The sequence below is a fragment of the Streptomyces sp. NPDC058457 genome (assembly GCF_042720695.1).
GTDB lineage: Bacteria > Actinomycetota > Actinomycetes > Streptomycetales > Streptomycetaceae > Streptomyces.
In genome coordinates, this window is record NZ_JBHXLU010000055.1 from 57,716 (window position 1) to 80,241 (window position 22,526).

The following is a 22,526-nucleotide window of genomic DNA, read 5'->3' on the forward strand; positions in this document are numbered from 1 at the left end:
GCTGCCACACCTCCGGGGATTACGGGACGCTGGAACGCTCGCATCCACTCTGATCTGCGCAAACACCACACCCTTGGAACGCCCGGCTGGGACGGGGGGGACGACTGTCAGTCCGTACCAGTACCGTCGGATCATGGCTCAGCAGACGGGGACCCCCACCGGCGAACGACGGCTCGCCACCGTCGAAGGCGTACTCGAACGCATCACGTATGCCAACGAGGAGAACGGCTACACGGTCGCGCGGGTCGACACCGGCAGAGGCGCCGGCGATCTCCTCACGGTCGTCGGTGCGTTGCTCGGCGCCCAGGTGGGGGAGTCGCTGCGGTTGGAGGGGCACTGGGGGTCGCATCCCCAGTACGGCAAGCAGTTCACCGTCGAGAACTACACGACCGTGCTGCCCGCCACTGTGCAGGGGATACGGCGTTACCTCGGGTCGGGGCTGGTCAAGGGCATCGGGCCGGTGTTCGCCGACCGGATCACCCAGCACTTCGGGGTGGACACCCTCCGGATCATCGAGGAGGAGCCGAAGCGGCTGATCGAGGTGCCGGGGCTCGGGCCGAAGCGGACGAAGAAGATCGCCGACGCCTGGGAGGAACAGAAGGCGATCAAGGAGGTCATGCTCTTCCTCCAGACCGTCGAGGTGTCCACGTCGATCGCCGTGCGGATCTACAAGAAGTACGGCGACGCCTCGATCTCCGTCGTGAAGAACCAGCCGTACCGGCTCGCGGCCGATGTGTGGGGCATCGGGTTCCTGACCGCCGACAAGATCGCCCAGTCGGTGGGGATTCCGCACGACAGTCCGGAGCGCGTGAAGGCCGGTCTTCAGTACGCGCTCTCCCAGTCCGCCGACCAGGGGCACTGCTACCTCCCGGAGGAACGGCTCATCGCGGACGCCGTGAAACTCCTCCAGGTCGACACCGGGCTCGTCATCGACTGCCTCGCCGAACTGGCGGCGCCGCCCGAGGACGGGGAGGACCCGGGGGTCGTACGGGAGAAGCTGCCTGGTGCCACCCCGGACGCCGAACCGGTCACCGCCATCTACCTGGTCCCCTTCCACCGCGCCGAAGTCGCCCTCGCCTCACAGCTGTTGCGGCTGCTGCGTACCGGTGACGACCGGATGCCGTCGTTCCGGGACGTCGCCTGGGACAAGGCGCTCGCCTGGCTGAAGGACCGCACCGGCGCCGACCTGGCGCCCGAGCAGGAGGCCGCCGTCCGGCTGGCGCTGACCGAGAAGGTCGCGGTGCTGACCGGCGGGCCCGGCTGCGGCAAGTCGTTCACCGTCAGGTCGATCGTGGAGCTGGCGCGGGCGAAGAAGGCCAAGGTGGTGCTCGCCGCCCCCACCGGCCGGGCCGCCAAGCGGCTCGCCGAGCTGACCGGGGCGGAGGCGTCGACCGTGCACCGGCTCCTGGAGCTGAAACCGGGCGGGGACGCGGCCTACGACCGGGACCGCCCGCTCGATGCCGACCTGGTGGTGGTCGACGAGGCGTCGATGCTCGATCTCCTCCTCGCCAACAAGCTGGTGAAGGCCGTGCCGCCCGGTGCGCATCTGCTCTTCGTGGGGGATGTGGACCAACTGCCCAGCGTCGGGGCGGGGGAGGTGCTCCGGGACCTGCTCGCCGACGGCAGTCCGGTCCCCGCCGTCCGGCTCACCCAGGTCTTCCGGCAGGCCCAGCAGTCGGGGGTGGTGACCAACGCGCACCGGATCAACTCGGGTCAGCAGCCCGTCACCGACGGCATGAAGGACTTCTTTCTGTTCGTGGAGGACGAGACGGAGGAGGCCGGGCGGCTCGCCGTGGACGTCGCCGCCCGGCGTATTCCGGCCAAGTTCGGGATGGACCCGCGGCGCGACGTACAGGTGCTGGCGCCGATGCACCGGGGGCCGGCCGGCGCCGGTGTGCTCAACGGCCTGCTGCAGCAGGCCATCACGCCGGCCCGGCCCGACCTGCCCGAGAAGCGGTTCGGCGGACGGGTGTTCCGGGTCGGCGACAAGGTCACCCAGATCCGCAACAACTACGAGAAGGGCGAGAACGGCGTCTTCAACGGCACCGTGGGCGTGGTCACCTCGCTCGACCCGGTCGACCAGCGCCTCACCGTGGTGACGGACGAGGACGAGGAGGTGCCGTACGAATTCGACGAACTGGACGAACTGGCACACGCCTACGCGGTGACCATCCACCGTTCACAGGGGAGTGAATATCCCGCGGTGGTGATCCCGGTCACCACCGGAGCGTGGATGATGCTCCAGCGGAACCTGCTCTACACGGCGGTCACCCGGGCCCGGAAGCTGGTCGTCCTCGTCGGTTCGCGCAAGGCGATCGGCCAGGCGGTGCGCACGGTCTCGGCAGGCCGGCGCTGTACGGCACTGGACTTCCGGCTCGGTCGGGGCGATCTCCGGAAAAATGATCGATCAAATGAGTCGTGAAGGTCACAGAGCCCTTTCCGATTGGGAAACAAGGGGGCAGGATGAGCAGGTTGGCGGCACTGAGTGCCGCCGATGGGCCCAATGGTCGACCCCGAGTGCACTCTCCTGAGCCAAATGGGGGATGGTAGAGACAGTCAGGGCACCTCGAAGATGAGGCACTACGTCGGTGAGGGAAGACGTGAGCGACAACTCTGTAGTACTGCGGTACGGCGACGGCGAGTACACCTACCCGGTGGTCGACAGCACCGTCGGCGACAAGGGCTTCGACATCGGGAAGCTCCGCACCCAGACCGGTCTTGTGACTTTGGACAGCGGCTACGGCAACACCGCTGCCTATAAATCCGCCGTCACCTACCTCGACGGTGAGGCGGGCATCCTCCGCTACCGCGGCTACCCGATCGAGCAGCTGGCGGAGCGCTCCACCTTCCTGGAGGTGGCCTACCTGCTGATCAACGGTGAGCTGCCGACCGTGGACGAGCTCACCACGTTCAAGAACGAGATCACGCGGCACACCCTGCTGCACGAGGACGTCAAGAACTTCTACCGGGGCTTCCCGCGTGACGCCCACCCGATGGCCATGCTGTCGTCGGTCGTCTCCGCGCTGTCCACCTTCTACCAGGACAGCCACAACCCGTTCGACGCCAAGCAGCGCGACCTCTCCACCATCCGGCTGCTCGCCAAGCTTCCGACGATCGCCGCGTACGCGTACAAGAAGTCGGTCGGCCACCCGTTCGTCTACCCGCGCAACGACCTCTCCTACGTGGAGAACTTCCTGCGCATGACGTTCTCGGTGCCGGCGCAGGACTACGAGCTCGACCCGGTGGTCGTCTCGGCCCTCGACAAGCTCCTGATCCTGCACGCGGACCACGAGCAGAACTGTTCGACGTCGACGGTCCGCCTGGTCGGCTCGTCGCAGGCGAACATGTTCGCGTCGATCTCCGCGGGTATCTCCGCGCTCTGGGGTCCGCTGCACGGCGGTGCCAACCAGTCCGTCCTGGAGATGCTGGAGGGCATCCAGGCCAACGGCGGTGACGTCGACTCCTTCATCCGCAAGGTGAAGAACAAGGAGGACGGCGTCCGCCTGATGGGCTTCGGCCACCGGGTGTACAAGTCCTTCGACCCGCGCGCGAAGATCATCAAGTCCGCCGCGCACGACGTCCTCTCGGCCCTCGGCAAGTCCGACGAGCTGCTGGACATCGCGCTGAAGCTGGAGGAGCACGCGCTCTCCGACGACTACTTCGTCTCGCGCAACCTCTACCCGAACGTCGACTTCTACACCGGCCTGATCTACCGCGCCATGGGCTTCCCGACCGAGATGTTCACGGTCCTGTTCGCCCTCGGCCGGCTGCCCGGCTGGATCGCCCAGTGGCAGGAAATGATCAAAGAGCCGGGTTCCCGCATCGGCCGCCCGCGCCAGATCTACACGGGCGTCGTCGAGCGTGACTTCGTGCCGGTCGAAGAGCGCTGACACCAGCCGGTCACCGGGTCAGGGGGCGTCGTCTTCGTCGGCGCCCCCGCCGCAGGCATACAGACGCAGCAGAAGGCGCCCTGGAGCGCCGGTCCCCCCACGGGCCGGCGACCAGGGCGCCTTCCCGTGTCCCGGTGCGGATTCCCCCCACGGGATCCGGCCGGGCGCTCGGTACGGCAGCGCCTGAATCGCTGCGTTGAGCACAACGAGCAGAACTCGCCGTACTTGATCCAGTGATGCGGTGCGATCTGCCGGGACCCGTACGGCACGGGAGGGCCGCTCAAAGCTTCCCGTCGCACGTGCCCCGGCAACGCATCTCTGAGGAAGTCCCCCAAGACATCCCCAGATGCCAGGTCAGCGCCCCCCAAGACGCCTCTCTGACATCGCCAACTTAGACCGTCGAAGCCCTTCGATGGTTACGTTCACACCACTGTGATCTGCGTCTCTTGCATCCGTCCGATAGATGCGCAAGAGCCCCGATCTGGTGATCGGAGCTCAAGCGTAAGGATGATGCGCGAGCCTTGTGAAGAGCTTATGTGAGGTGCGCGTTGGACTCTAGGGGGACTCCTACATCCACTGTGCCGAACCGCCGGTAACTTTCAGCGGAAGGTGCGCAGCCGCAGACTGTTGGTCACCACGAACACCGAGGAGAAGGCCATCGCGGCGCCCGCGATCATCGGGTTCAGGAGTCCGGCGGCGGCCAGTGGGAGCGCGGCCACGTTGTAGCCGAAGGCCCACGCGAGGTTGCCCTTGATGGTGGCGAGGGTCCGCCGGGACAGCCGGATCGCGTCCGCCGCCACCCGCAGGTCCCCGCGCACCAGGGTCAGGTCGCCGGCCTCGATCGCCGCGTCCGTCCCCGTGCCCATCGCGAGGCCCAGGTCCGCGGTGGCCAGCGCGGCCGCGTCGTTGACACCGTCGCCGACCATGGCGACCGTCCGCCCCTCGCCCTGCAGCCGTCGTACGACGGCCACCTTGTCCTCGGGCAGCACCTCCGCGACGACCTCGGTGATGCCGACCGCCCGGGCGACCGATTCGGCCACCGTCCGGTTGTCCCCGGTCAGCAGCACCGGCGTCAGCCCGAGCGCGCGCAGCTCGCGGACCGCCTCGGCGCTGGTCTCCTTGACCGCGTCGGCGACGGCGAGGACACCCCGGGCCTGCCCGTCCCACCCGGCCAGGACGGCCGTACGCCCCTCCTGCTCGGCCCGGGAGCGGGCCAGGGCCAACTCCTCCGGCACCACGTCGAAGAGGCGCCCCACGGCCACCTGGCGGCCGTCCACGCGCCCGCGTACGCCCCGCCCGGGGACGTTCTCGAAGTACTCGACCGCGGGCAGTGTCCCGACCCGCTCCCGCGCCCCCGTGGCGATCGCCCGGGCGACCGGATGCTCGGAGGCGTGTTCGAGGGCGCCCGCGAGCCGCAGCACCTCGTCCACGTCGTCCTTGCCGGCGCCCTCGGCGACGTACACCTCCTGGAGGCGCATCCGCCCGGTGGTCACCGTCCCGGTCTTGTCGAGGACGACGGTGTCGACCCGGCGCGTGGACTCCAGCACCTCGGGACCCTTGATGAGGATGCCCAGCTGGGCGCCGCGGCCGGTGCCGACCATCAGCGCGGTCGGCGTGGCCAGGCCCAGGGCGCACGGGCAGGCGATGATCAGGACGGCGACGGCGGCCGTGAACGCGGCGGCCGTGTCCCCGGTGACGCCGAGCCAGACCCCGAAGGTGGCGAGCGCGATGACGATGACGGCCGGGACGAAGACGGCGGAGATCCGGTCGGCGAGGCGCTGTACCTCGGCCTTGCCGTTCTGCGCGTCCTCCACCAGCTTCGCCATCCGCGCGAGCTGGGTGTCGGCGCCGATCCGGGTCGCCTCGACGACCAGCCGCCCGCCCGCGTTGACGGTCGCGCCCGTGACGGCGTCGCCGACGGTCACGTCCACCGGCACGGACTCTCCGGTCAGCATCGACGCGTCCACCGCGGACGCCCCCTCGACCACGGTCCCGTCGGTGGCGACCTTCTCCCCGGGCCGCACGACGAACCGGTCGCCGACCGCCAGCGCCGCCACCGGAACCCGTACCTCGCGCCCTCCCCGCAGCACCGCCACGTCCCGGGCGCCCAGCTCCATCAGCGCCCGCAGGGCCGCCCCCGCGCGCCGCTTGGAACGCGCCTCCAGGTAGCGGCCGAGCAGGATCAGCGCGACGACCCCGGAGGCGACCTCCAGGTAGATCGTGGACGCGCTGTCCATGCGGGAGACGGTGAACCGGAACTCGTCGTGCATCCCCGGCATGCCCGCGTCGCCGAAGAACAGCGCCCACAGCGACCAGCCGAACGCGGCCAGCGTGCCGACCGAGACCAGGGTGTCCATGGTGGCGGCGCCGTGCCGGGCGTTGGTCCAGGCGGCCCGGTGGAACTGCGAACCGCCCCAGAGGACCACCGGAGCGGCGAGCGTCAGCGACAGCCACTGCCAGTTGTCGAACTGGAGCGCCGGAACCATCGCGAGCAGCACGACCGGGGCGGCCAGCAGGCCGGAGACCAGGAGGCGGTGGCGGAGGGCGGCGAGCTCGGGATCCCGTGCGGACCCGGCCTCCTGTTCCGGCTCCGGTTCCGGCGGCGCGGGCTCCTCGGCCGTGTACCCGGTCTTCACGACCGTGGCGATCAGGTCGGCGACCTGAACCCCCTGGGGGTATGTGACCTTCGCCTTCTCGGTGGCGTAGTTCACGGTGGCGGTGACGCCGTCCATCCGGTTGAGCTTCTTCTCGACCCGGGCGGCGCAGGAGGCGCAGGTCATGCCCCCGATCAGCAGCTCGACCTCGGAATCACCGGCCGGGCGTGGCGGGGCTATCGGTGTCTGTGCGGTGGTGGTGCTGGTCATGTCCGGACTCCAGACAACGGACCGGACCGTACGGAGCCAGTATCAGCTGGTCGGCACGGCCCGGCGGAGAGATACGTTTCCGTCGTGCGTACGGCTCGTGGCGCCGGTTCTTGCTTGTTCCTGCTTGCTTGGTGCTTGTTTTCCGGGGTGTCAGGCGCGGCCGGCGAGCTCGAAGCCCGCCTCGTCGACGGCGGCGCGGACCGCCTCGTCGTCGAGCGGGGCCGCGGAGACGACCGTGACCTCGCCGCTGGCCGCGACGGCCTGCACCGAGCTGACGCCGGGGAGTCCGGAGATCTCGGCGGAGACGGAACCCTCACAGTGTCCGCAGCTCATGCCGGTCACCTTGTAGACGGCGGTCACGGAGCCCGGGATGTCGGTCTGGGCGGTCATGTCGTTCTCCTCGTCGAGGCGTGTGGGGCCGGTGGGGCCCACGAGGGAACCCCACTGTCGTCACACTATACCCCTAGGGGGTATTTCTCCAAGAGGGGGACCGGCGCGCCAGCGAGTGCGCCCAGGCGACGCCGAGCAGCGAGACCAGGACCAGCAGGCCGACCGAGAACACCGTGAAGAGGTGCTCCTGTGCCGCACTGGGGCGCGGGATGTACCCCTCGGCGAACAACTGCCGGTCAAGGCCGGTGCTCACCACTCGTGCCACCAGCCAGATCGCGATGCCGTGCGTGGAGTCCCACAGGGTGTGCAGCAGGGTGACCCCGAGGCAGGCGGCGACGACCTGGGTGGTGAGGCGGAAGCGGCCGTTCGGGCGGCGGAGGGAGAGCAGGACGCCACCGGCGATCGCCGTCCACAGGCCGTGTCCGAAGGGGGCCAGCACGCCGCGCAGGATCTCCGTCTCGATCAGCGCGCGCAGGTCGATGCCGTCGGTGGAGACGGCCGCGTCGAACGCGTACCCGGCGCTCTCCAGGGCCGCGAAGCCGAAGCCGGCCGCGGCGCCGAGCACCAGCCCCGCCCGGATGCCCCGGATCCCGGGCATCCGGCGCAGCACGAACACCAGTGCGCCGAGCTTCGCGGTCTCCTCGATCAGGCCGACGGCGACGAACATCCCCCAGGACGGGCGGACGAGGTAGGACTCCATCACCGAGGCGCCCAGCACCCCGAGCGTGCCGCCGGTCAGGAAGCAGCCGAGGATCGCGCTGACCCCGAGGTCGCGGCCGTGCCGCTCGTAGGCCCACAGCACGAAGGCGACCGGCACGAGAAAACTGCCGAGCAGGATCAGCGTCGGCAGCAGGGTGGTGTTCCTCGTCGCGTACGTGACCGCCGCGGTCAGCGCCCACAGGGCGAGCCCGCCGCCGAGGCAGCGCTTCCACAGGCCGGCGCGGATACGGGGGTACGGCGGTGGCGGCTGCAGCGGACCGGGGATACGGGCCTGCGGCCGGCCGGGCGGCGGAGAGTGGGTCACGGCGGGTCCCCTTGTGCTCCTGCGGATGCGGGTGGCGCTCGTCGGCTCCGGATTGGGGCGATTTACCCGCACCTTAGGCAGATGTGCCGCATGTCGCAGTCTGGGTAGTTCGGGGGAGTGGCTGTTCGGTTCGTGCGTGGGTGGCGACGGGACGGCGGCCGGTCAGCCGGCGGGTTGGCCGAGGCGGTCGCCCATCAGGGGTTCCAGGTAGCGGGTGAGTGCGTTCTTGATCTCCTGGACGTACGCCTGGCGCTCGGTGCCCTCGTGGCTGAGCACCAGCTCCAGCCCTGCCTTGTAGATGCCGAGGGAGAAGTGTGCCGTCCGTGTGACGTCCGCCTGGCCGGTACCCGGCGGCAGGAGCGGGGCGAGCAGGGCCTCGATGCGGCCGAGCAGGTTGGTGTGCAGGGCGTCGTGTGCCTCGGTGATGCCGCCGGGCATGTCGGGGCCGTGCATCAGCGCGAAGAACACGGGGTGCTCGGTGTTGAAGGCGGTGAGGCGGTCCACGACGGCGGCGACCGCGTCCGCCAGCGGCGTGGCGGGGTCGATCGGCGCGAACGCCTCGCCGTAGGTGTCCCGCAGGTCGTGCACGAGCCGGTCGCCCAGCTCGATCGCGATCGCCTCCTTGTTCGGGAAGAACTGGTAGAGCGTGCCGGGGGAGACGCCGGCCTCGCGGGCGATGGCGTTGGTGCTGGCGGCCGTGTAGCCCGTGGCGCAGAAGACCGAGGCGGCGGCTTCGAGCAGCTGCTGGATGCGCCGCTCGCCGCGAGCCTGCCGCCGGCGCGGCTGCTCCTTGCCCGTGGCCGTGACCTCGGGCTGCTCTGGTTTCTCGGGCTTGTCGGGCACGGGTTATCCCCAGCTCTTCGAACGCGATTGACAAACACGAGTGGTCGCTCGCATTCTGATGGAACGCGAGCGATCTCTCGTGTTTGCCAGTCTAAGTGGCAATGGCCGACCCATGCTGCCCCGCGCACGAAGCGGATGCGCACCGGCAGGCAGTGGTCACGCTGAAGGGGACACCGCAGGATGACCGAAGTCAACAAGCCGCCGCAGGTCGCAGGCGGGGCCCGCCCAGGAGGCTGGACCCGGTTCGTGACCGCCCGGCCCCGGCTCTCCCTGCTGCTCGCCCTGGTGATCACCGCGCTCGCCGTGCTGGCCGGCAGCGGGGTCGCCGACCGGCTGGGCAGCGGCGGCTGGGAGGACCCGGCAGCCGAGTCGACGTACGCGACGAAGGCCCTGGAGCGCGACTTCCCGGACTCCCAGCCGAACCTGCTCCTCCTGGTGGACGCGCGGGGCGGCTCGGTGGACACCCCGGCGGTGGCGGCCGAGGCGAAGGCCCTCGTCACCCGCCTGTCCGGCGAGAAGGGCGTCACAGGGGTCGGCTCGTACTGGCAGACCAAGTCGCCGTCCCTGCGCGCCGAGGACGGCCACGAGGCCCTGATCGCGGCCCGCATCACGGGTGACGAGAAGGCGGCGGCCGACACCCTGGACCGGATCGCCCCGCACTACCGGGGCGCGCACGGACCGGTGACCGTCAAGGTCGGCGGCATGGTGGCGGTCCGCAGCGACATGCAGACGATCATCAAGGAGGACCTGTCCCGCGCCGAACTGATCGCCCTGCCCATCACGCTGGTCCTGCTGGTGATGGTGTTCGGCAGCGCGATCGCGGCCCTGCTCCCGCTGGGTATCGGCATCGTCGCCATCCTCGGCACGAACGCGGTGCTACGCGGCATCACGTCCTTCACGGACGTCTCGGTCTTCGCGATGAACCTCACCACGGCCCTCGGCCTCGGCCTGGCCATCGACTACGCGCTCTTCATCGTCCGCCGCTTCCGCGAGGAGCTGGCCACCGGCGCCGACCCGCTGACCGCGGTGGCCACGACGCTGCGCACCGCCGGCCGCACGGTGCTGTTCTCGGCCCTGACGGTGGCCGTCTCCCTGGCGGCGATGCTCGTCTTCCCTCAGTACTTCCTCCGCTCGTTCGCCTACGCCGGCATAGCGGTGGTCCTGCTGGCCGCGGCGGCCGCCCTGATCCTGCTTCCGGCGGCGCTGGTCCTGCTGGGCAACCGGGTCAACTCGCTGGACCTGCGCCGGGTGTTCCGCAGGGGCAGGCAGTCCAGGCCGTCCGGCGCGGAGGGCACGGCCTGGGCCCGCGCCGCGACCCTGGTGATGCGCAGGGCCCCGCTCTTCGCCGTCGCCACCACCGCCTTCCTGATCGTCCTCGGACTGCCCTTCCTGGGCGTGAAGTTCGGCACCGCGGACGACCGCCAGCTCCCGGCAGGCGCCGAGTCACACGTCGTCCAGCAGCACATCCGGGACGGCTTCCCGGGCAACCCCGGCGGCGACCTCGAAGTCCTGGCCGAGGGCGCGGCGACCCGGGCGCAGTACACGGCGTACAAGGAGCGGGTGGCGGCCCTGCCGGAGGTGGCCGGGGTGACCGGCCCCCTGGTCAAGGGCGACGCGGCGTACTTCACGGTGCAGCCGAAGGGCGAGTCGGTGGACGTCGGCGCCCAGCGTCTGGTGCGCGAGCTGCGGACACTGCAGACCCCCTTCGACGCGAAGGTGACGGGCACGGCGGCGGTCCTGGTCGACTCCAAACACGCCATCGCCGAACGCCTGCCCTGGGCGGCGGCGATCATCGCGATCGTCACCCTGCTGCTGGTCTTCCTCCTGACGGGCAGCGTCCTGATACCGGTCCAGGCGGTCCTGCTCAACGCGCTCAGCCTCACGGCGATGTTCGGCGCGGTCGTCTGGGTCTTCCAGGACGGCCACCTCTCGAACCTGCTGGGCTTCACCAGCCCCGGCTCGATCGAGACCACGCTCCCGGTCCTGATGTTCTGCGTGGCCTTCGGCCTCTCGATGGACTACGGGGTGTTCCTGCTCTCGCGCATCAAGGAGGAGTATGACAATGGGGGCACCTCCCACGCCCTTGAGGCAGTGGGGGAGGGCGACCACGAGCGGGCGGTCCGCCTCGGCCTGCAGCGCACCGGAGGCCTGATCACCGCGGCGGCGATCATCCTGGCCGTGGTGATGGTGGCGATCGGTACGTCCCGGGTCACCAACACCAAGATGCTCGGCCTCGGCATCGCCCTGGCGGTCCTGATGGACGCGATGGTCGTCCGCAGCCTCCTGGTCCCGGCCATCATGCGCCTGACGGGGAAGGCGACTTGGTGGGCACCGGCCCCACTGCGCCGCTTCCACGACCGCTTCGGCCTGAGCGAGGGCGAGCAAGCGGCGCCCCAGCCGGACGCGCCCCAGTCGGACGCGCCCCAAAGGGGCGCGGGGAACTGCGCGACCAGCCACAACGAGCCGGAACCGGCGCTGCAACCGGACCCCCACGGCGCTTAATCTTCGCGCAGCCCCCGAAAGGAGCCCCCGCGATGCGCGCCGTCGTCTTCGACCACTACGCCGCCCCCGCCGAGGTACGGGACGTCCCCGACCCCCACCCGGCCGCCCCCCACGGAGTGGTCGTCCGCGTGGAAGCCACCGGCCTCTGCCGAAGCGACTGGCACGGCTGGTCGGGCCACGACCCGGACATCACGCTCCCGCACGTCCCCGGCCACGAGCTGGCCGGTGTCGTGGAGTCGGCCGGCGCCGGGGTGACCGCCTGGCACCCCGGCGACCGGGTCACCGTCCCGTTCGTCTGCGCCTGCGGCAGCTGCCCGTCCTGCGCCGCCGGCGACCAGCAGGTCTGCGAACGCCAGACCCAGCCCGGCTTCACCCACTGGGGCTCCTTCGCCCAGTACGTGGCGCTGGACCACGCCGACGTGAACCTGGTGGCGATCCCGGACGACATGTCGTACGCGACGGCGGCCTCCCTCGGCTGCCGCTTCGCCACCGCCTTCCGCGCGGTGGTGCAGCAGGGCAGGGCCAGGGCGGGGGAGTGGGTGGCGGTGTACGGCTGCGGAGGCGTGGGCCTGTCGGCGGTGATGATCGCGGCGGCGTCGGGGGCACGGGTGGTGGCGGTCGACGTGTCGCGCCAAGCCCTGGACCTGGCACGGAAGTTCGGCGCGGCCCACGGCGTGGACGCGACGGAGACCGCTGACCCGGCGGCGGCGGTCCGCGACCTGACCTCCGGCGGCGCCCACCTCTCCCTGGACGCCCTCGGCTCACCCGCCACCTCGGCCGCCTCGGTCAACTCCCTGCGCCGCCGCGGCCGGCACGTCCAGGTGGGCCTGCTGCCGTCCCCGGACGGCAACACCCCCGTGCCACTGGCCCGCGCGATCGCCCTGGAGCTGGAACTCCTCGGCAGCCACGGCATGGCTGCCCACACCTACCCCGCCATGCTCGAACTGGTCCGCGTGGGCACCCTCCGCCCCGACCTCCTGGTCACCTCGACGATCACCCTGGACGCGGCCCCCGCAGCCCTGGCGGCGATGGGGGCGGCACCGGCGGCGGGGGTGACGGTCATCGAACCGTGGGCCTGACGCGTGCGCGCCCCGCCCTCGGCGGGCGGGGCATCCAGCGGCAGGGCTCAGAAGTCTCTGCGCCCTCGGTTGCCCGGCCGGGAGGCGACCCAGGCGCGGACCGTGTCGGCGTACCAGTAGGGCTTGCCGCCCTCGACATGGTCCGGCGGGGGAAGCAGCCCGTGCTTGCGGTAGGAGCGAACGGTGTCCGGCTGCACCCGGATGTGCGCCGCGATCTCCTTGTAGGACCAGAGCCGTCGGTCGGTCATGGGATGCACCTCCCTGCGCGCACCGCGGGGGCGACCGGAGGCGGTCGTCGGGGGAGCCGGGCGCTGCGCTGGCGATCACAAAGCCTGTGCCCGGTGAACGACGGAGAGTGACTGTGGGCAAGCGGCTGTCGACCTGGTGTGACCGAGAACCCGCGTATGCGCGACATGTGTGACACAAGGGGGGTGTTTGTGACAAAGCCGGGGCACAGGTACACGCCGGCTCGTCAGCGGGGCGTCTTGACATCCGTGCGGACGGCGATGCGCGAGCTGGGCAAGCAGGACGGGCCGGACCCGCTGCGCCAGGTCCGGCCCGTCGGCTTCCCCCGCACTCAGAGGCTCTGGTGGTCAGCGTGCACAACCCCGCCCGCGCCGGTCTTGGAGAAAACCGCACTCCCTTCGCCGGGCCCCAGCACCAGGCTCGTCGCCTGCCCCGACATCCGATCCGCCGACGCCGAGGCGGCGGACGCCCGCGCCGCCACGAACTCCCCGGGCGTGCACCCGGTCATCGCCTTGAACTCCCCGCTGAGATGCGCCTGGTCGTAGAACCCGCACACCGCCGCCGTCTCCGCCTGCCCCCGCCCCGCGGCCAGCATCCGCCGCGCCCGCTGCAACCGCAGCACCCGCGCCGCCGCCTTCGGCCCGAGCCCGATCCGCTCCCGGAAGCGGTTCTCCAAGTGCCGTACGCTCCAGCCCACTTCGTCGGCCAGTCGGGGCACGGGTACGGCACCCCAGTCGCGCTGCAGCAGTTCCCACGCGCGCTCCACCTGGGGCGACCCCGGAACGCCGGCCCGGCTCCACCGCAGCAACACGTCGTCCAGCAGCCGGAATCGATCCGCCCAGCGCGGCAGGGCGCCGAGTGCGGCGGCGAGTTCCCCCGCCCCGTGGCCCAGTGCGTGCGGCAACTCGTCGGGATCCACCGACCTGTTGGCCAACTCGTACTGCGGAACGCCGAAGAGGGAGAAAGCGGCCCAGGGCATCAGCAGCACCTCGATCCCCGAGATGCGGCCACCGTGCTCACCGATGGCGGGCGTGGTGGTGAGCCCGTTGCAGACGCAGACGAGGGTGACGGCCGGCCGCCCGGCGCGCGAGATCCGAATCGGCTCCCCGAACCCGAGCAGCAGCGTGGCGGCGCCGATGGGCGTCTCCAGACGCCGGCGGGGCCGGTCGAGTGCGATCCGGATCCCCCGGTAACTCAGTATTCCCGGGCGCAACGCCGGGTGCGGTCTGCCCGTGACGATCTCCCACCTGCCCATCGCCTCATCGTGCGGTCTCATTCCAGCAGGCGGAAGGGTAAGCGCCCCGACAGGGGCGCGGGGCTGTGCCGATGTGCGGCTCCGCCGCGTGGGCGCGACCAGCCCCCCCCACAACCCGCACTCGCGCACTCACCGATCCCACCACCCCCGTAGGCACCCTCAACCCCACTCTCTCGTCCGAATGTCCGGACAAACCATTGACACGACCTCCTGTCCCGGACTACAAACCATCGGGAGAGACGTGACGAAGGGAAGTCGATGGCGTACGACCTGATCACCATGGGGCGGATCGGGGTGGACCTCTATCCGCTCCAGACCGGTGTCCCGCTCGCCCAGGTGTCGTCCTTCGGCAAGTTCCTCGGCGGGTCGGCGACGAACGTGGCCGTGGCGGCCGCCCGCCTCGGCCGGAACACCGCCGTCATCACCCGCACCGGCGAGGACGCCTTCGGCGCCTACCTGCACGAGGCCCTCCAGGGCTTCGGCGTGGACGACCGCTGGGTCACCTCGGTCCCCGGCCTGAACACCCCCGTCACGTTCTGCGAGATCTTCCCGCCGGACGACTTCCCGCTGTACTTCTACCGCCAGCCCAAGGCCCCGGACCTGGAGATCGACGCCCACGAGCTGGACCTCGACGCCGTCCGTGACACCCGGATCTTCTGGATCACCGGCACCGGCCTGAGCGAGGAGCCCAGCCGTACGGCGACCCTCGCGGCCCTCGCCCACCGCGCCAAGGCGGGCACGACCGTCTTCGACCTCGACTGGCGCCCCATGTTCTGGAAGGACCCGGACAGTGCCCGGCCCTTCTACGCCGAGGCGCTCAAGCACGTCACCGTCGCCGTCGGCAACCTCGACGAGGTGGAGGTCGCGACCGGCGTGCGCGAGCCGCAGGCCGCCGCCCAGGCCCTCCTCGACGCCGGTGTCGAGATCGCCGTCGTCAAGCAGGGACCCAAGGGCGTCCTCGCCGTCAACCGCGACGGCGACTCCGCCGAGGTCCCGCCGCTGCCCGTCAACGTCCTGAACGGGCTCGGTGCCGGAGACGCCTTCGGCGGCTCCCTCTGCCACGGCCTCCTCGAAGGCTGGGACCTGGAGAAGATCATGCGGCACGCCAACGCGGCCGGTGCCATCGTCGCCTCCCGCCTGGAGTGCTCCTCCGCGATGCCGACCGGCGAAGAGATCGACGCCGCGCTCGCCGCCGGAGCGGTGCTGTGAGGGCCGGCCGCGTCGCGGGCGCGCACCACGAGGGCGGCGCCGGCGCCGGCGCCGGGCAGACGTCGGTGGACATCTCCGCCCTCGTCCACACCCGCACCCACCACCCCGAGGCGATCGCCGAGGCGGCCACGAGAAGAGCCCGCCGTCCGCTCCTCAACGAGGACGGCAAGCTGATGATCGTCGCCGCCGACCACCCGGCCCGCGGCGCGCTCGGCGTGGGCGGCGACAAGCTCGCCATGGCCAACCGGGCGGAGCTGCTGGAGCGCCTCTGCCTGGCACTGTCCCGGCCCGGCGTCGACGGCGTCCTCGCCACCGCCGACATCCTGGACGACCTGCTCCTGCTCGGCGCCCTCGACGGCAAGGTCGTCATGGGCTCGATGAACCGGGGCGGCCTGCAGGGCGCCTCCTTCGAGCTCGACGACCGGTTCACCGGCCACCGCGGCGAGGACATACAGCGCCTCGGGTTCGACGCCGGCAAGCTGCTCCTGCGCATCGACTACGACGACCCGGGCTCGCTGACCACCCTGGAGTCCACCGCCCGCGCCATCGACGACATGGCCGCGCGCCGGCTGCCGGTCTTCGTCGAGCCGTTCATCAGCCGCCGCACCCCCGAGGGCAAGGTGAAGAACGACCTGTCCGCGGAGGCGGTCACCAAGTCCATCGCCATCGCCTCGGGCCTCGGCGGGAGTTCGGCCTACACCTGGCTGAAGGTGCCGGTCACCGACAACCCCGACGACATGGCCCAGGTCATGGCGACGTCCACGCTTCCCGCCGTGCTGCTGGGCGGCGAGGTCGGCGGCACCGTCGAGGAACAAGCCGGCGCCTACGAGAAGTGGCGCAGCGCCCTGCAACTTCCCACCGTGCGCGGCCTGGTGGTCGGCCGCTCGCTGCTGTACCCGGCGGACGGCGACGTGGCCGCCGCCGTGGACACCGCCGTAGGACTGCTGTGAGGCCCTGATGACGACCAACGAGCTGCACCTGAGCAAGGGTTCGACCGCGAACGCCCAGTACACGCTCGACATCGACCCCAAGCGGGCCGGTTGGGCGCACAGCAGCCTCCGGATCGTCGAACTGGCCCCGGGTGGAACGCATTTGTTCACCACCGGGGACAGCGAATGGATCGTGCTTCCGCTGCAGGGCGGTTGTACGGTGCAAACAGAGGGAAACGAGTTCCAGATCCTGGGCCGGGAGAGCGTGTTCAGCGGAGTCTCGGACTTCGTGTACGTGCCCCGGGACGCCCAGGTCCAGATCGCCTCCGGCGCGGGAGGCCGCTTCGCCCTGGCAGGAGCGAAGTGCGAGCGACAACTCCCCGCCCGCTACGGCCCCGCGCCGGAGGTCCCCGTCGAAGACCGCGGCAGCGGCACCAGCGCCCGTCAGGTGCGCAACTTCGCCTCCGCGGACGCGTTCGACTGCGACAAGCTCATCGCCGTGGAGGTCGTCACCCCCGGCGGCAACTGGTCCTCGTACCCGTCCCACAAGCACGACGAGTACCGGCCCGGCGAGGAGTCGGAGCTGGAGGAGATCTACTACTTCGAGATCGACGGACCGAACGGTTTCGGGTACCAGCGCGTATTCCCCTCCCGTGAGGGCGGTACGGACGTCCTCGCCGAGGTCCGCTCCGGCGACGCCGTGCTCGTTCCCGACGGATGGCACGGCCCGTCGATCGCGCAGCCCGGGCACGACATGTACTACCTGAACGTCATGGCGGGGCCGGGGGTGACGCGGGAGTGGCGGATCTGCTTCCACCCGGACCATACGGAGGGTTACCGATGACGATTCGGTTGACCGTCGCGCAAGCGCTTGTCCGCTTCCTCGCCGTCCAGTTCACCGAGCGGGACGGCGAGCGCCGCCGCCTGATCGGCGCCACCTGGGGCATCTTCGGCCACGGCAACGTGGCCGGCCTCGGCCAGGCGCTCGTCGAGTACGCGGACGAGATGCCGTACCACCAGGGCCGTAACGAACAGGCCATGGTGCACGCGGCCGTGGGCTACGCGCGTCAATCGAACCGTCTCGCCACGCACGCCGTGACGACGTCCATCGGTCCCGGCGCGACCAACCTCGTCACCGGCGCCGCCCTCGCCACCGTCAACCACCTCCCGGTCCTGCTGCTGCCCGGCGACGTCTTCGCCACCCGCCCCGCCGACCCGGTCCTCCAGCAGCTCGAAGTCCCGCACGCCGCCGACGTGTCCGTCAACGACTGCCTGCGCCCGGTGTCGAGGTTCTTCGACCGGATCAACCGCCCCGAACAGCTGATCTCCTCCGCCCTCGCCGCCATGCGGGTGCTCACCGACCCCGTCGAGACCGGCGCCGTCACCCTCGCCCTCCCGCAGGACGTGCAGGCCGAGGCGTACGACTGGCCGGAGGAGTTCTTCGCCGAGCGGGTGTGGACCGTACGACGGCCGGGCGCCGACCCCGTCGAACTCTCCGCCGCGGTACGGGCCATCAGGAACGCGCGCAGGCCCGTGGTCATCGCCGGCGGCGGGGTCCACCACAGCCGCGCCGAGGCCGTCCTCGCCGAGTTCGCCGAGGCGACCCGCATCCCGGTCGCCTCGACCCAGGCGGGCAAGGGCTCCCTGCGCTGGAACCACCCGCAGGACGTCGGCGGCGTCGGCCACACCGGCACCGCCACCGCCGACGAGCTCGCCCGCACCGCCGACCTGGTGATCGGCGTCGGTACCCGCTACACCGACTTCACCACGGCGTCCGGCACCCTCTTCGAGAACCCGGACGTCCGCTTCCTCAACCTCAACATCGCCCCGTACGACGGCCACAAGCTCGCCGGTCTGCCGCTGATCGCCGACGCCCGCAGCGGCCTCGCCGAACTGACCGAGGCGCTGGTGATGCACGACCACACGGCGGCCGACGCGTACGTCACCGAGTACACCGAGGACAAGGAGCGCTGGGAGCAGCGCGTCGACGCCTGCTACGAGGCCGACGAGCCCGACGTCCGGCCGACCCAGCCGCAGGTCCTCGGTGCCCTGGACGCGCTGGTCGACGAGACGGACGTACTGATCAACGCGGCCGGCTCGCTCCCCGGCGACCTGCACCGGCTCTGGCGGGCGCGCTCGCGGGACCAGTACCACCTGGAGTACGGCTACTCGTGCATGGGCTACGAGATACCGGCCGCCATCGGGGTGAAACTCGCGGCGCCGGAGCGGAACGTGTGGGCGCTGGTCGGCGACGGCACGTATCTGATGATGCCGACCGAGATCGTCACCGCCGTCCAGGAAGGGATAGCCATCAAGGTGCTGCTGGTGCAGAACCACGGCTACGCCTCCATCGGCGGCCTCTCCGAGTCGGTGGGCGGCGAGCGGTTCGGCACCGCGTATCGCTTCCCCTCGGACGACGGCACGTTCACGGGCGCCCCGCTCCCCGTCGACCTGGCCGCCAACGCGGCCAGCCTCGGCATGCGCGTCCTGCGCGCGAAGACTGTACGGGACCTGCGCACGGCGCTCGCCGAGGCGCGGGCCGCCGACACTCCCACATGTGTCTACGTGGAGACCGAAACGGCCGACACTGTGTCGGGCCCGCCTCCCGCGCAGGCCTGGTGGGATGTACCTGTGGCCGAGACCGCGACCCGATCCTCCGCGGTCAAGGCACGTGAGCTCTACGAACGGCACGTCTCCACCCGACGCCGCCATCTGTGAAGGAGTAACCGGTCATGACGAAGATCGTCAACCACTGGATCGGCGGCAAGTCCGTCGAAGGCACGTCGGGCAACTTCGGGCCGGTCACCGACCCGGCCACCGGCGCGGTCACCACGAAGGTCGCGTTCGCGTCGGTCGACGAGGTCGACGCCGCGGTCGCCACCGCCAAGGACGCGTACCTCAGCTGGGGCCAGTCCTCGCTGGCCAAGCGCACGGAGATCCTGTTCCGCTTCCGCGCCCTCCTGGACGCCAACCGGGACGCGATCGCGGAGCTGATCACCGCCGAGCACGGCAAGGTGCACAGCGACGCCCTCGGCGAGGTCGCCCGCGGTCTGGAGATCGTGGACCTGGCGTGCGGCATCAACGTGCAGCTGAAGGGCGAGCTGTCCACGCAGGTCGCGTCTCGCGTGGACGTCTCCTCGATCCGCCAGCCCCTCGGCGTCGTCGCGGGCATCACGCCGTTCAACTTCCCGGCGATGGTCCCGATGTGGATGTTCCCGATCGCCATCGCGACCGGCAACACCTTCATCCTGAAGCCGTCCGAGAAGGACCCCTCCGCGTCCATCAAGATCGCCGAGCTGCTGGCCGAGGCCGGGCTGCCCGACGGCGTCTTCAACGTCGTACACGGTGACAAGGTGGCCGTGGACCGGCTCCTGGAGCACCCGGACGTCAAGGCCGTCTCCTTCGTCGGCTCGACCCCGATCGCCCGCTACATCCACACCACCGCCGCCGCCAACCACAAGCGCGTGCAGGCGCTGGGCGGCGCCAAGAACCACATGCTGGTCCTCCCCGACGCCGACCTGGACGCGGCGGCCGACGCGGCCGTCTCCGCGGCCTACGGTTCGGCGGGCGAGCGCTGCATGGCCATCTCGGCCGTGGTCGCCGTGGGCGCGATCGGCGACGAGCTGGTGGAGAAGATCCGCGAGCGCGCCGAGAAGATCAAGATCGGCCCCGGCAACGACCCGACCTCCGAGATGGGCCCGCTGATCACGGCCGTGCACCGCGACAAGGTCGCCTCCTACGTCTCCGGTGCCGCCGCCGAGGGCTGCGAGGTCGTGCTCGACGGCACCGGCTACACCGTCGAGGGCTTCGAGGACGGCCACTGGATCGGCATCTCGCTGCTGGACAAGGTGCCCACGTCCGCGAAGGCCTACCAGGACGAGATCTTCGGCCCGGTCCTGTGCGTCCTGCGCGTCGACACCTACGAGGAGGGCGTGGCGCTGATCAACGCCTCCCCCTTCGGCAACGGCACCGCGATCTTCACCCGGGACGGCGGCGCGGCCCGCCGCTTCCAGCTGGAGATCGAGGCCGGCATGGTCGGCGTGAACGTCCCGATCCCGGTCCCCGTCGGCTACCACTCCTTCGGCGGCTGGAAGGACTCGCTCTTCGGCGACCACCACATCTACGGCAACGACGGCACGCACTTCTACACCCGCGGAAAGGTCGTCACCACCCGCTGGCCCGACCCGTCCGAGGCCCCGTCGGGCGTCGACCTGGGCTTCCCCCGCAACCACTGATCCACTGAGCGTCACCGCCTGACCCCGTCGAGGCCGTCCGGATACCGGACGGCCTCAACTTTTTTTGTCAGCGGAGCTGCGGTTCTCGTTTGTGCGGGATGAAACGGGTGACTTAAGTTCTTTGCGTTCATGACCTTCAAAAGCAAGGTCATGCGAAGAGAAGGCTTGGTGATTGACCCATCCTGCCGCTCGACCCTACGAAAGTGATGTGACACCCGTCGCTTTAAGGGTGCGGAATCCGAAGGTAAACAGCCATTGACGCAACGGTTTTCGTCGGGGTTCCATGCAGCACGGCCCAACCGCCTGAGGCATCCGCACAAGCCGATCGGAACCGCCGCATGACCGACACGCTCCGCCCTGTCGAGACCGCCGTCACAGAGGCGTCTGACAGTCCCAAGACGCTCAAGCGCTCCATCGGAGTAGTTGGCGGCACCCTCCTCACCCTCTCCTGCGTCACACCGGCCTCCACGCTCTTCGTGGTCGTCCCCGACCTGTTCGGCTCCCTGGGCACCGCCACCGCCCTCACGATCGCCATCGGCTCCCTCCTCTGTATCGCCGTGGCCTTCTGTTACTCGGAGCTGGGCACGCTGATCCCCAGCGCGGGCGGCGAATACGCGATGGTCTCGACGATGGCGGGCCGCCTCGCCGGCTGGCTGGTCTTCGTCCTCTCGCTCCTGGTCGTGATGATCGTGCCCCCGGTGATCGCGATGGGCACGGCCGACTACCTGTCCCCGATCGTCCACCTGAACCCGGCCATGACCGGCGCCGGCGTGATGCTCCTCGCCACCCTCGCCGGCCTGCTCGACCTGCGGGCGAACGCCTGGATCACCGGCATCTTCCTGGTCCTGGAGGTCATCGCGGCGGGCGTGGTGGCCGTGCTGGGCTTCTCCCACAGCCACCGCGGGGTGGGCAGCCTCACCTCCATGCAGGTGGCGGACACGGGGGGCCACGCCACCACGGTCACCGCGATGCTGGTCGTCTCCGGCCTGGCCATCGCCCTCTTCGTCACCCAGGGCTTCTCGACCGCGGTCTACCTCTCCGAGGAACTGGAGAACCCGCGCCGCAACGTCGCCCGCACGGTCCTCGCCACCCTCGCCATCTCCACGGTGGTCATCCTCGTCCCGGTCGCCGCGATCACCATGGGCGCGACCGACCTCAAGGCGCTCACGGGCGGCGACATCAGCTCCATGGTCACCGCCTGGTCGAACTCCGCGGTCGGCACCTTCGTCAGCCTCTGCGTGGCCCTCGCGATCATCAACGCGGGCATCGTCATGGTCATCCAGAACTCCCGCGTGCTGTTCGCCTCGGCCCGCGACAAGGCCTGGCCGGCCCCGGTCAACAGCGCCCTCTCCCGCCTGGGCCGCTTCGGCTCCCCCTGGGTCGCCACCCTCGCGGTCGGCGTCCCCGGCGCCCTGCTCTGCTTCGTCAACCTGGACACCCTGTACGGCGTGACGGGCGTCTCGGTGACGGGCATGTACCTCCTCGTCGCCGTCGCCGCCCTCCTCTCCCGCCGAGGCCACCACAAGCACACCCCGGCCTGGCGCATGCCGCTCTGGCCGGCCATGCCGATCCTCCTCATCGCCGTCCTCGCCTACATCCTCACCCAGCAGGAGACGACCTACCTCCTCTGGACCGGCGGCATCACGGCGGCAGCCACCCTCTACTGGGCCTTCTACCTCCGCCCCCGCAAGGAAACCCACTGGGTGGTCTCGATCCCGGACGACGCCCAGGCCTGAGGCGGCTCCGCTTGAGGCGCCCCGCCAGGAGCGCCCCGCAAGGGGCGCGGGGCTGTGCCGATGTGCGGCTCTGCCGCGTGGGCGCGACCAGCCCCCACCGGCCCGCGGGGATCCACCGGCCGGTCCGGCACCGCCGAATTCCGCCGTCGTGGCCGAGCGCCGTTGCGGCGGTATCCGGGGGCGCTGGAAACGCCCCGGCGTCAACCCGGTGTACCGCGCTCGAAGTACACGGCAACGTGCCCGTACTCCTCGGGGATGGCCGGGGGTTCACCCCACCGTCGGCATCGGATGTCGGTCCCGCCCCGTACCGTTGAAGCATGGATC

General features: G+C 70.6%; 16 protein-coding genes. 10 read left to right on the top strand and 6 right to left on the bottom strand.

Annotation, left to right across the window (positions count from 1 at the left end; all coding sequences use genetic code 11):
• The first annotated feature begins 133 nt into the window (after positions 1–133).
• Together ACFWPS_RS34125 and ACFWPS_RS34130 are read left to right on the top strand one after the other, a co-directional pair.
• Positions 134–2,422 (top strand): ATP-dependent RecD-like DNA helicase, encoded by a 2,289-nt coding sequence (locus tag ACFWPS_RS34125; RefSeq protein WP_383712290.1) that lies wholly within the window; start codon positions 134–136, stop codon positions 2,420–2,422.
• Positions 2,423–2,600: 178 nt separating this feature from the next.
• Positions 2,601–3,890, top strand: a complete 1,290-nt coding sequence (locus ACFWPS_RS34130; RefSeq protein ID WP_361289053.1) for a citrate synthase — start codon at positions 2,601–2,603, stop codon at positions 3,888–3,890.
• Positions 3,891–4,489: 599 nt separating this feature from the next.
• On the opposite strand, the gene ACFWPS_RS34135 is transcribed toward ACFWPS_RS34130, so the two are convergent.
• The 4 genes from ACFWPS_RS34135 to ACFWPS_RS34150 form a co-directional block, all read right to left on the bottom strand.
• The gene (locus tag ACFWPS_RS34135) at positions 4,490–6,754 is read right to left on the bottom strand and encodes a heavy metal translocating P-type ATPase (protein WP_383712293.1); all 2,265 of its coding nucleotides are present in this window, start codon (positions 6,752–6,754) and stop codon (positions 4,490–4,492) included.
• 150 nt (positions 6,755–6,904) lie between these two features.
• The gene (locus ACFWPS_RS34140; protein ID WP_383712295.1) at positions 6,905–7,144 is read right to left on the bottom strand and encodes a heavy-metal-associated domain-containing protein; all 240 of its coding nucleotides are present in this window, start codon (positions 7,142–7,144) and stop codon (positions 6,905–6,907) included.
• 73 nt (positions 7,145–7,217) lie between these two features.
• Entirely contained in the window at positions 7,218–8,168 is a 951-nt protein-coding gene (locus tag ACFWPS_RS34145) for a PrsW family glutamic-type intramembrane protease (RefSeq protein WP_383712298.1), read from the bottom strand.
• Positions 8,169–8,330: 162 nt separating this feature from the next.
• Entirely contained in the window at positions 8,331–9,011 is a 681-nt protein-coding gene (locus ACFWPS_RS34150; protein WP_383712301.1) for a TetR family transcriptional regulator, read from the bottom strand.
• Between the two features lie 180 nt (positions 9,012–9,191).
• Between ACFWPS_RS34150 and ACFWPS_RS34155 the strand changes: the two genes are divergently transcribed.
• Together ACFWPS_RS34155 and ACFWPS_RS34160 are read left to right on the top strand one after the other, a co-directional pair.
• Positions 9,192–11,513, top strand: coding sequence for an MMPL family transporter (locus tag ACFWPS_RS34155; RefSeq protein WP_383712304.1), 2,322 nt, complete (start codon positions 9,192–9,194; stop codon positions 11,511–11,513).
• A gap of 32 nt (positions 11,514–11,545) precedes the next feature.
• A complete protein-coding gene (locus ACFWPS_RS34160) occupies positions 11,546–12,592 on the top strand; it encodes a zinc-dependent alcohol dehydrogenase family protein (protein WP_383712306.1) in 1,047 nt (348 codons plus the stop codon).
• 47 nt (positions 12,593–12,639) lie between these two features.
• On the opposite strand, the gene ACFWPS_RS34165 is transcribed toward ACFWPS_RS34160, so the two are convergent.
• Together ACFWPS_RS34165 and ACFWPS_RS34170 are read right to left on the bottom strand one after the other, a co-directional pair.
• The gene (locus ACFWPS_RS34165) at positions 12,640–12,840 is read right to left on the bottom strand and encodes an AlpA family transcriptional regulator (RefSeq protein WP_089105276.1); all 201 of its coding nucleotides are present in this window, start codon (positions 12,838–12,840) and stop codon (positions 12,640–12,642) included.
• Between the two features lie 329 nt (positions 12,841–13,169).
• Entirely contained in the window at positions 13,170–14,114 is a 945-nt protein-coding gene (locus ACFWPS_RS34170) for a helix-turn-helix domain-containing protein (RefSeq protein ID WP_383712309.1), read from the bottom strand.
• 237 nt (positions 14,115–14,351) lie between these two features.
• Between ACFWPS_RS34170 and iolC the strand changes: the two genes are divergently transcribed.
• From iolC to ACFWPS_RS34200, 6 genes are all read left to right on the top strand, one after another.
• The gene (gene iolC, locus ACFWPS_RS34175) at positions 14,352–15,302 is read left to right on the top strand and encodes a 5-dehydro-2-deoxygluconokinase (RefSeq protein ID WP_383712312.1); all 951 of its coding nucleotides are present in this window, start codon (positions 14,352–14,354) and stop codon (positions 15,300–15,302) included.
• A gap of 65 nt (positions 15,303–15,367) precedes the next feature.
• On the top strand, positions 15,368–16,252 hold the full coding sequence (locus ACFWPS_RS34180) for a deoxyribose-phosphate aldolase (RefSeq protein WP_383712333.1): 885 nt from the start codon (positions 15,368–15,370) through the stop codon (positions 16,250–16,252).
• Positions 16,253–16,259: 7 nt separating this feature from the next.
• A complete protein-coding gene (gene iolB / locus ACFWPS_RS34185) occupies positions 16,260–17,075 on the top strand; it encodes a 5-deoxy-glucuronate isomerase (protein WP_383712314.1) in 816 nt (271 codons plus the stop codon).
• Positions 17,072–18,949 carry a 3D-(3,5/4)-trihydroxycyclohexane-1,2-dione acylhydrolase (decyclizing) gene (gene iolD, locus ACFWPS_RS34190; protein ID WP_383712317.1) on the top strand — a complete coding sequence of 626 codons (1,878 nt, stop codon included), beginning with the start codon at positions 17,072–17,074 and terminating at the stop codon, positions 18,947–18,949. Before iolB ends, iolD begins: the two co-directional genes overlap by 4 nt.
• Before the next feature lie 14 nt (positions 18,950–18,963).
• Positions 18,964–20,466: a CoA-acylating methylmalonate-semialdehyde dehydrogenase gene (gene mmsA / locus ACFWPS_RS34195; RefSeq protein ID WP_383712320.1), complete on the top strand. Its 1,503-nt coding sequence runs from the start codon at positions 18,964–18,966 to the stop codon at positions 20,464–20,466.
• A gap of 338 nt (positions 20,467–20,804) precedes the next feature.
• Positions 20,805–22,202, top strand: a complete 1,398-nt coding sequence (locus tag ACFWPS_RS34200) for an APC family permease (RefSeq protein ID WP_383712322.1) — start codon at positions 20,805–20,807, stop codon at positions 22,200–22,202.
• Positions 22,203–22,526 lie beyond the last annotated feature (324 nt).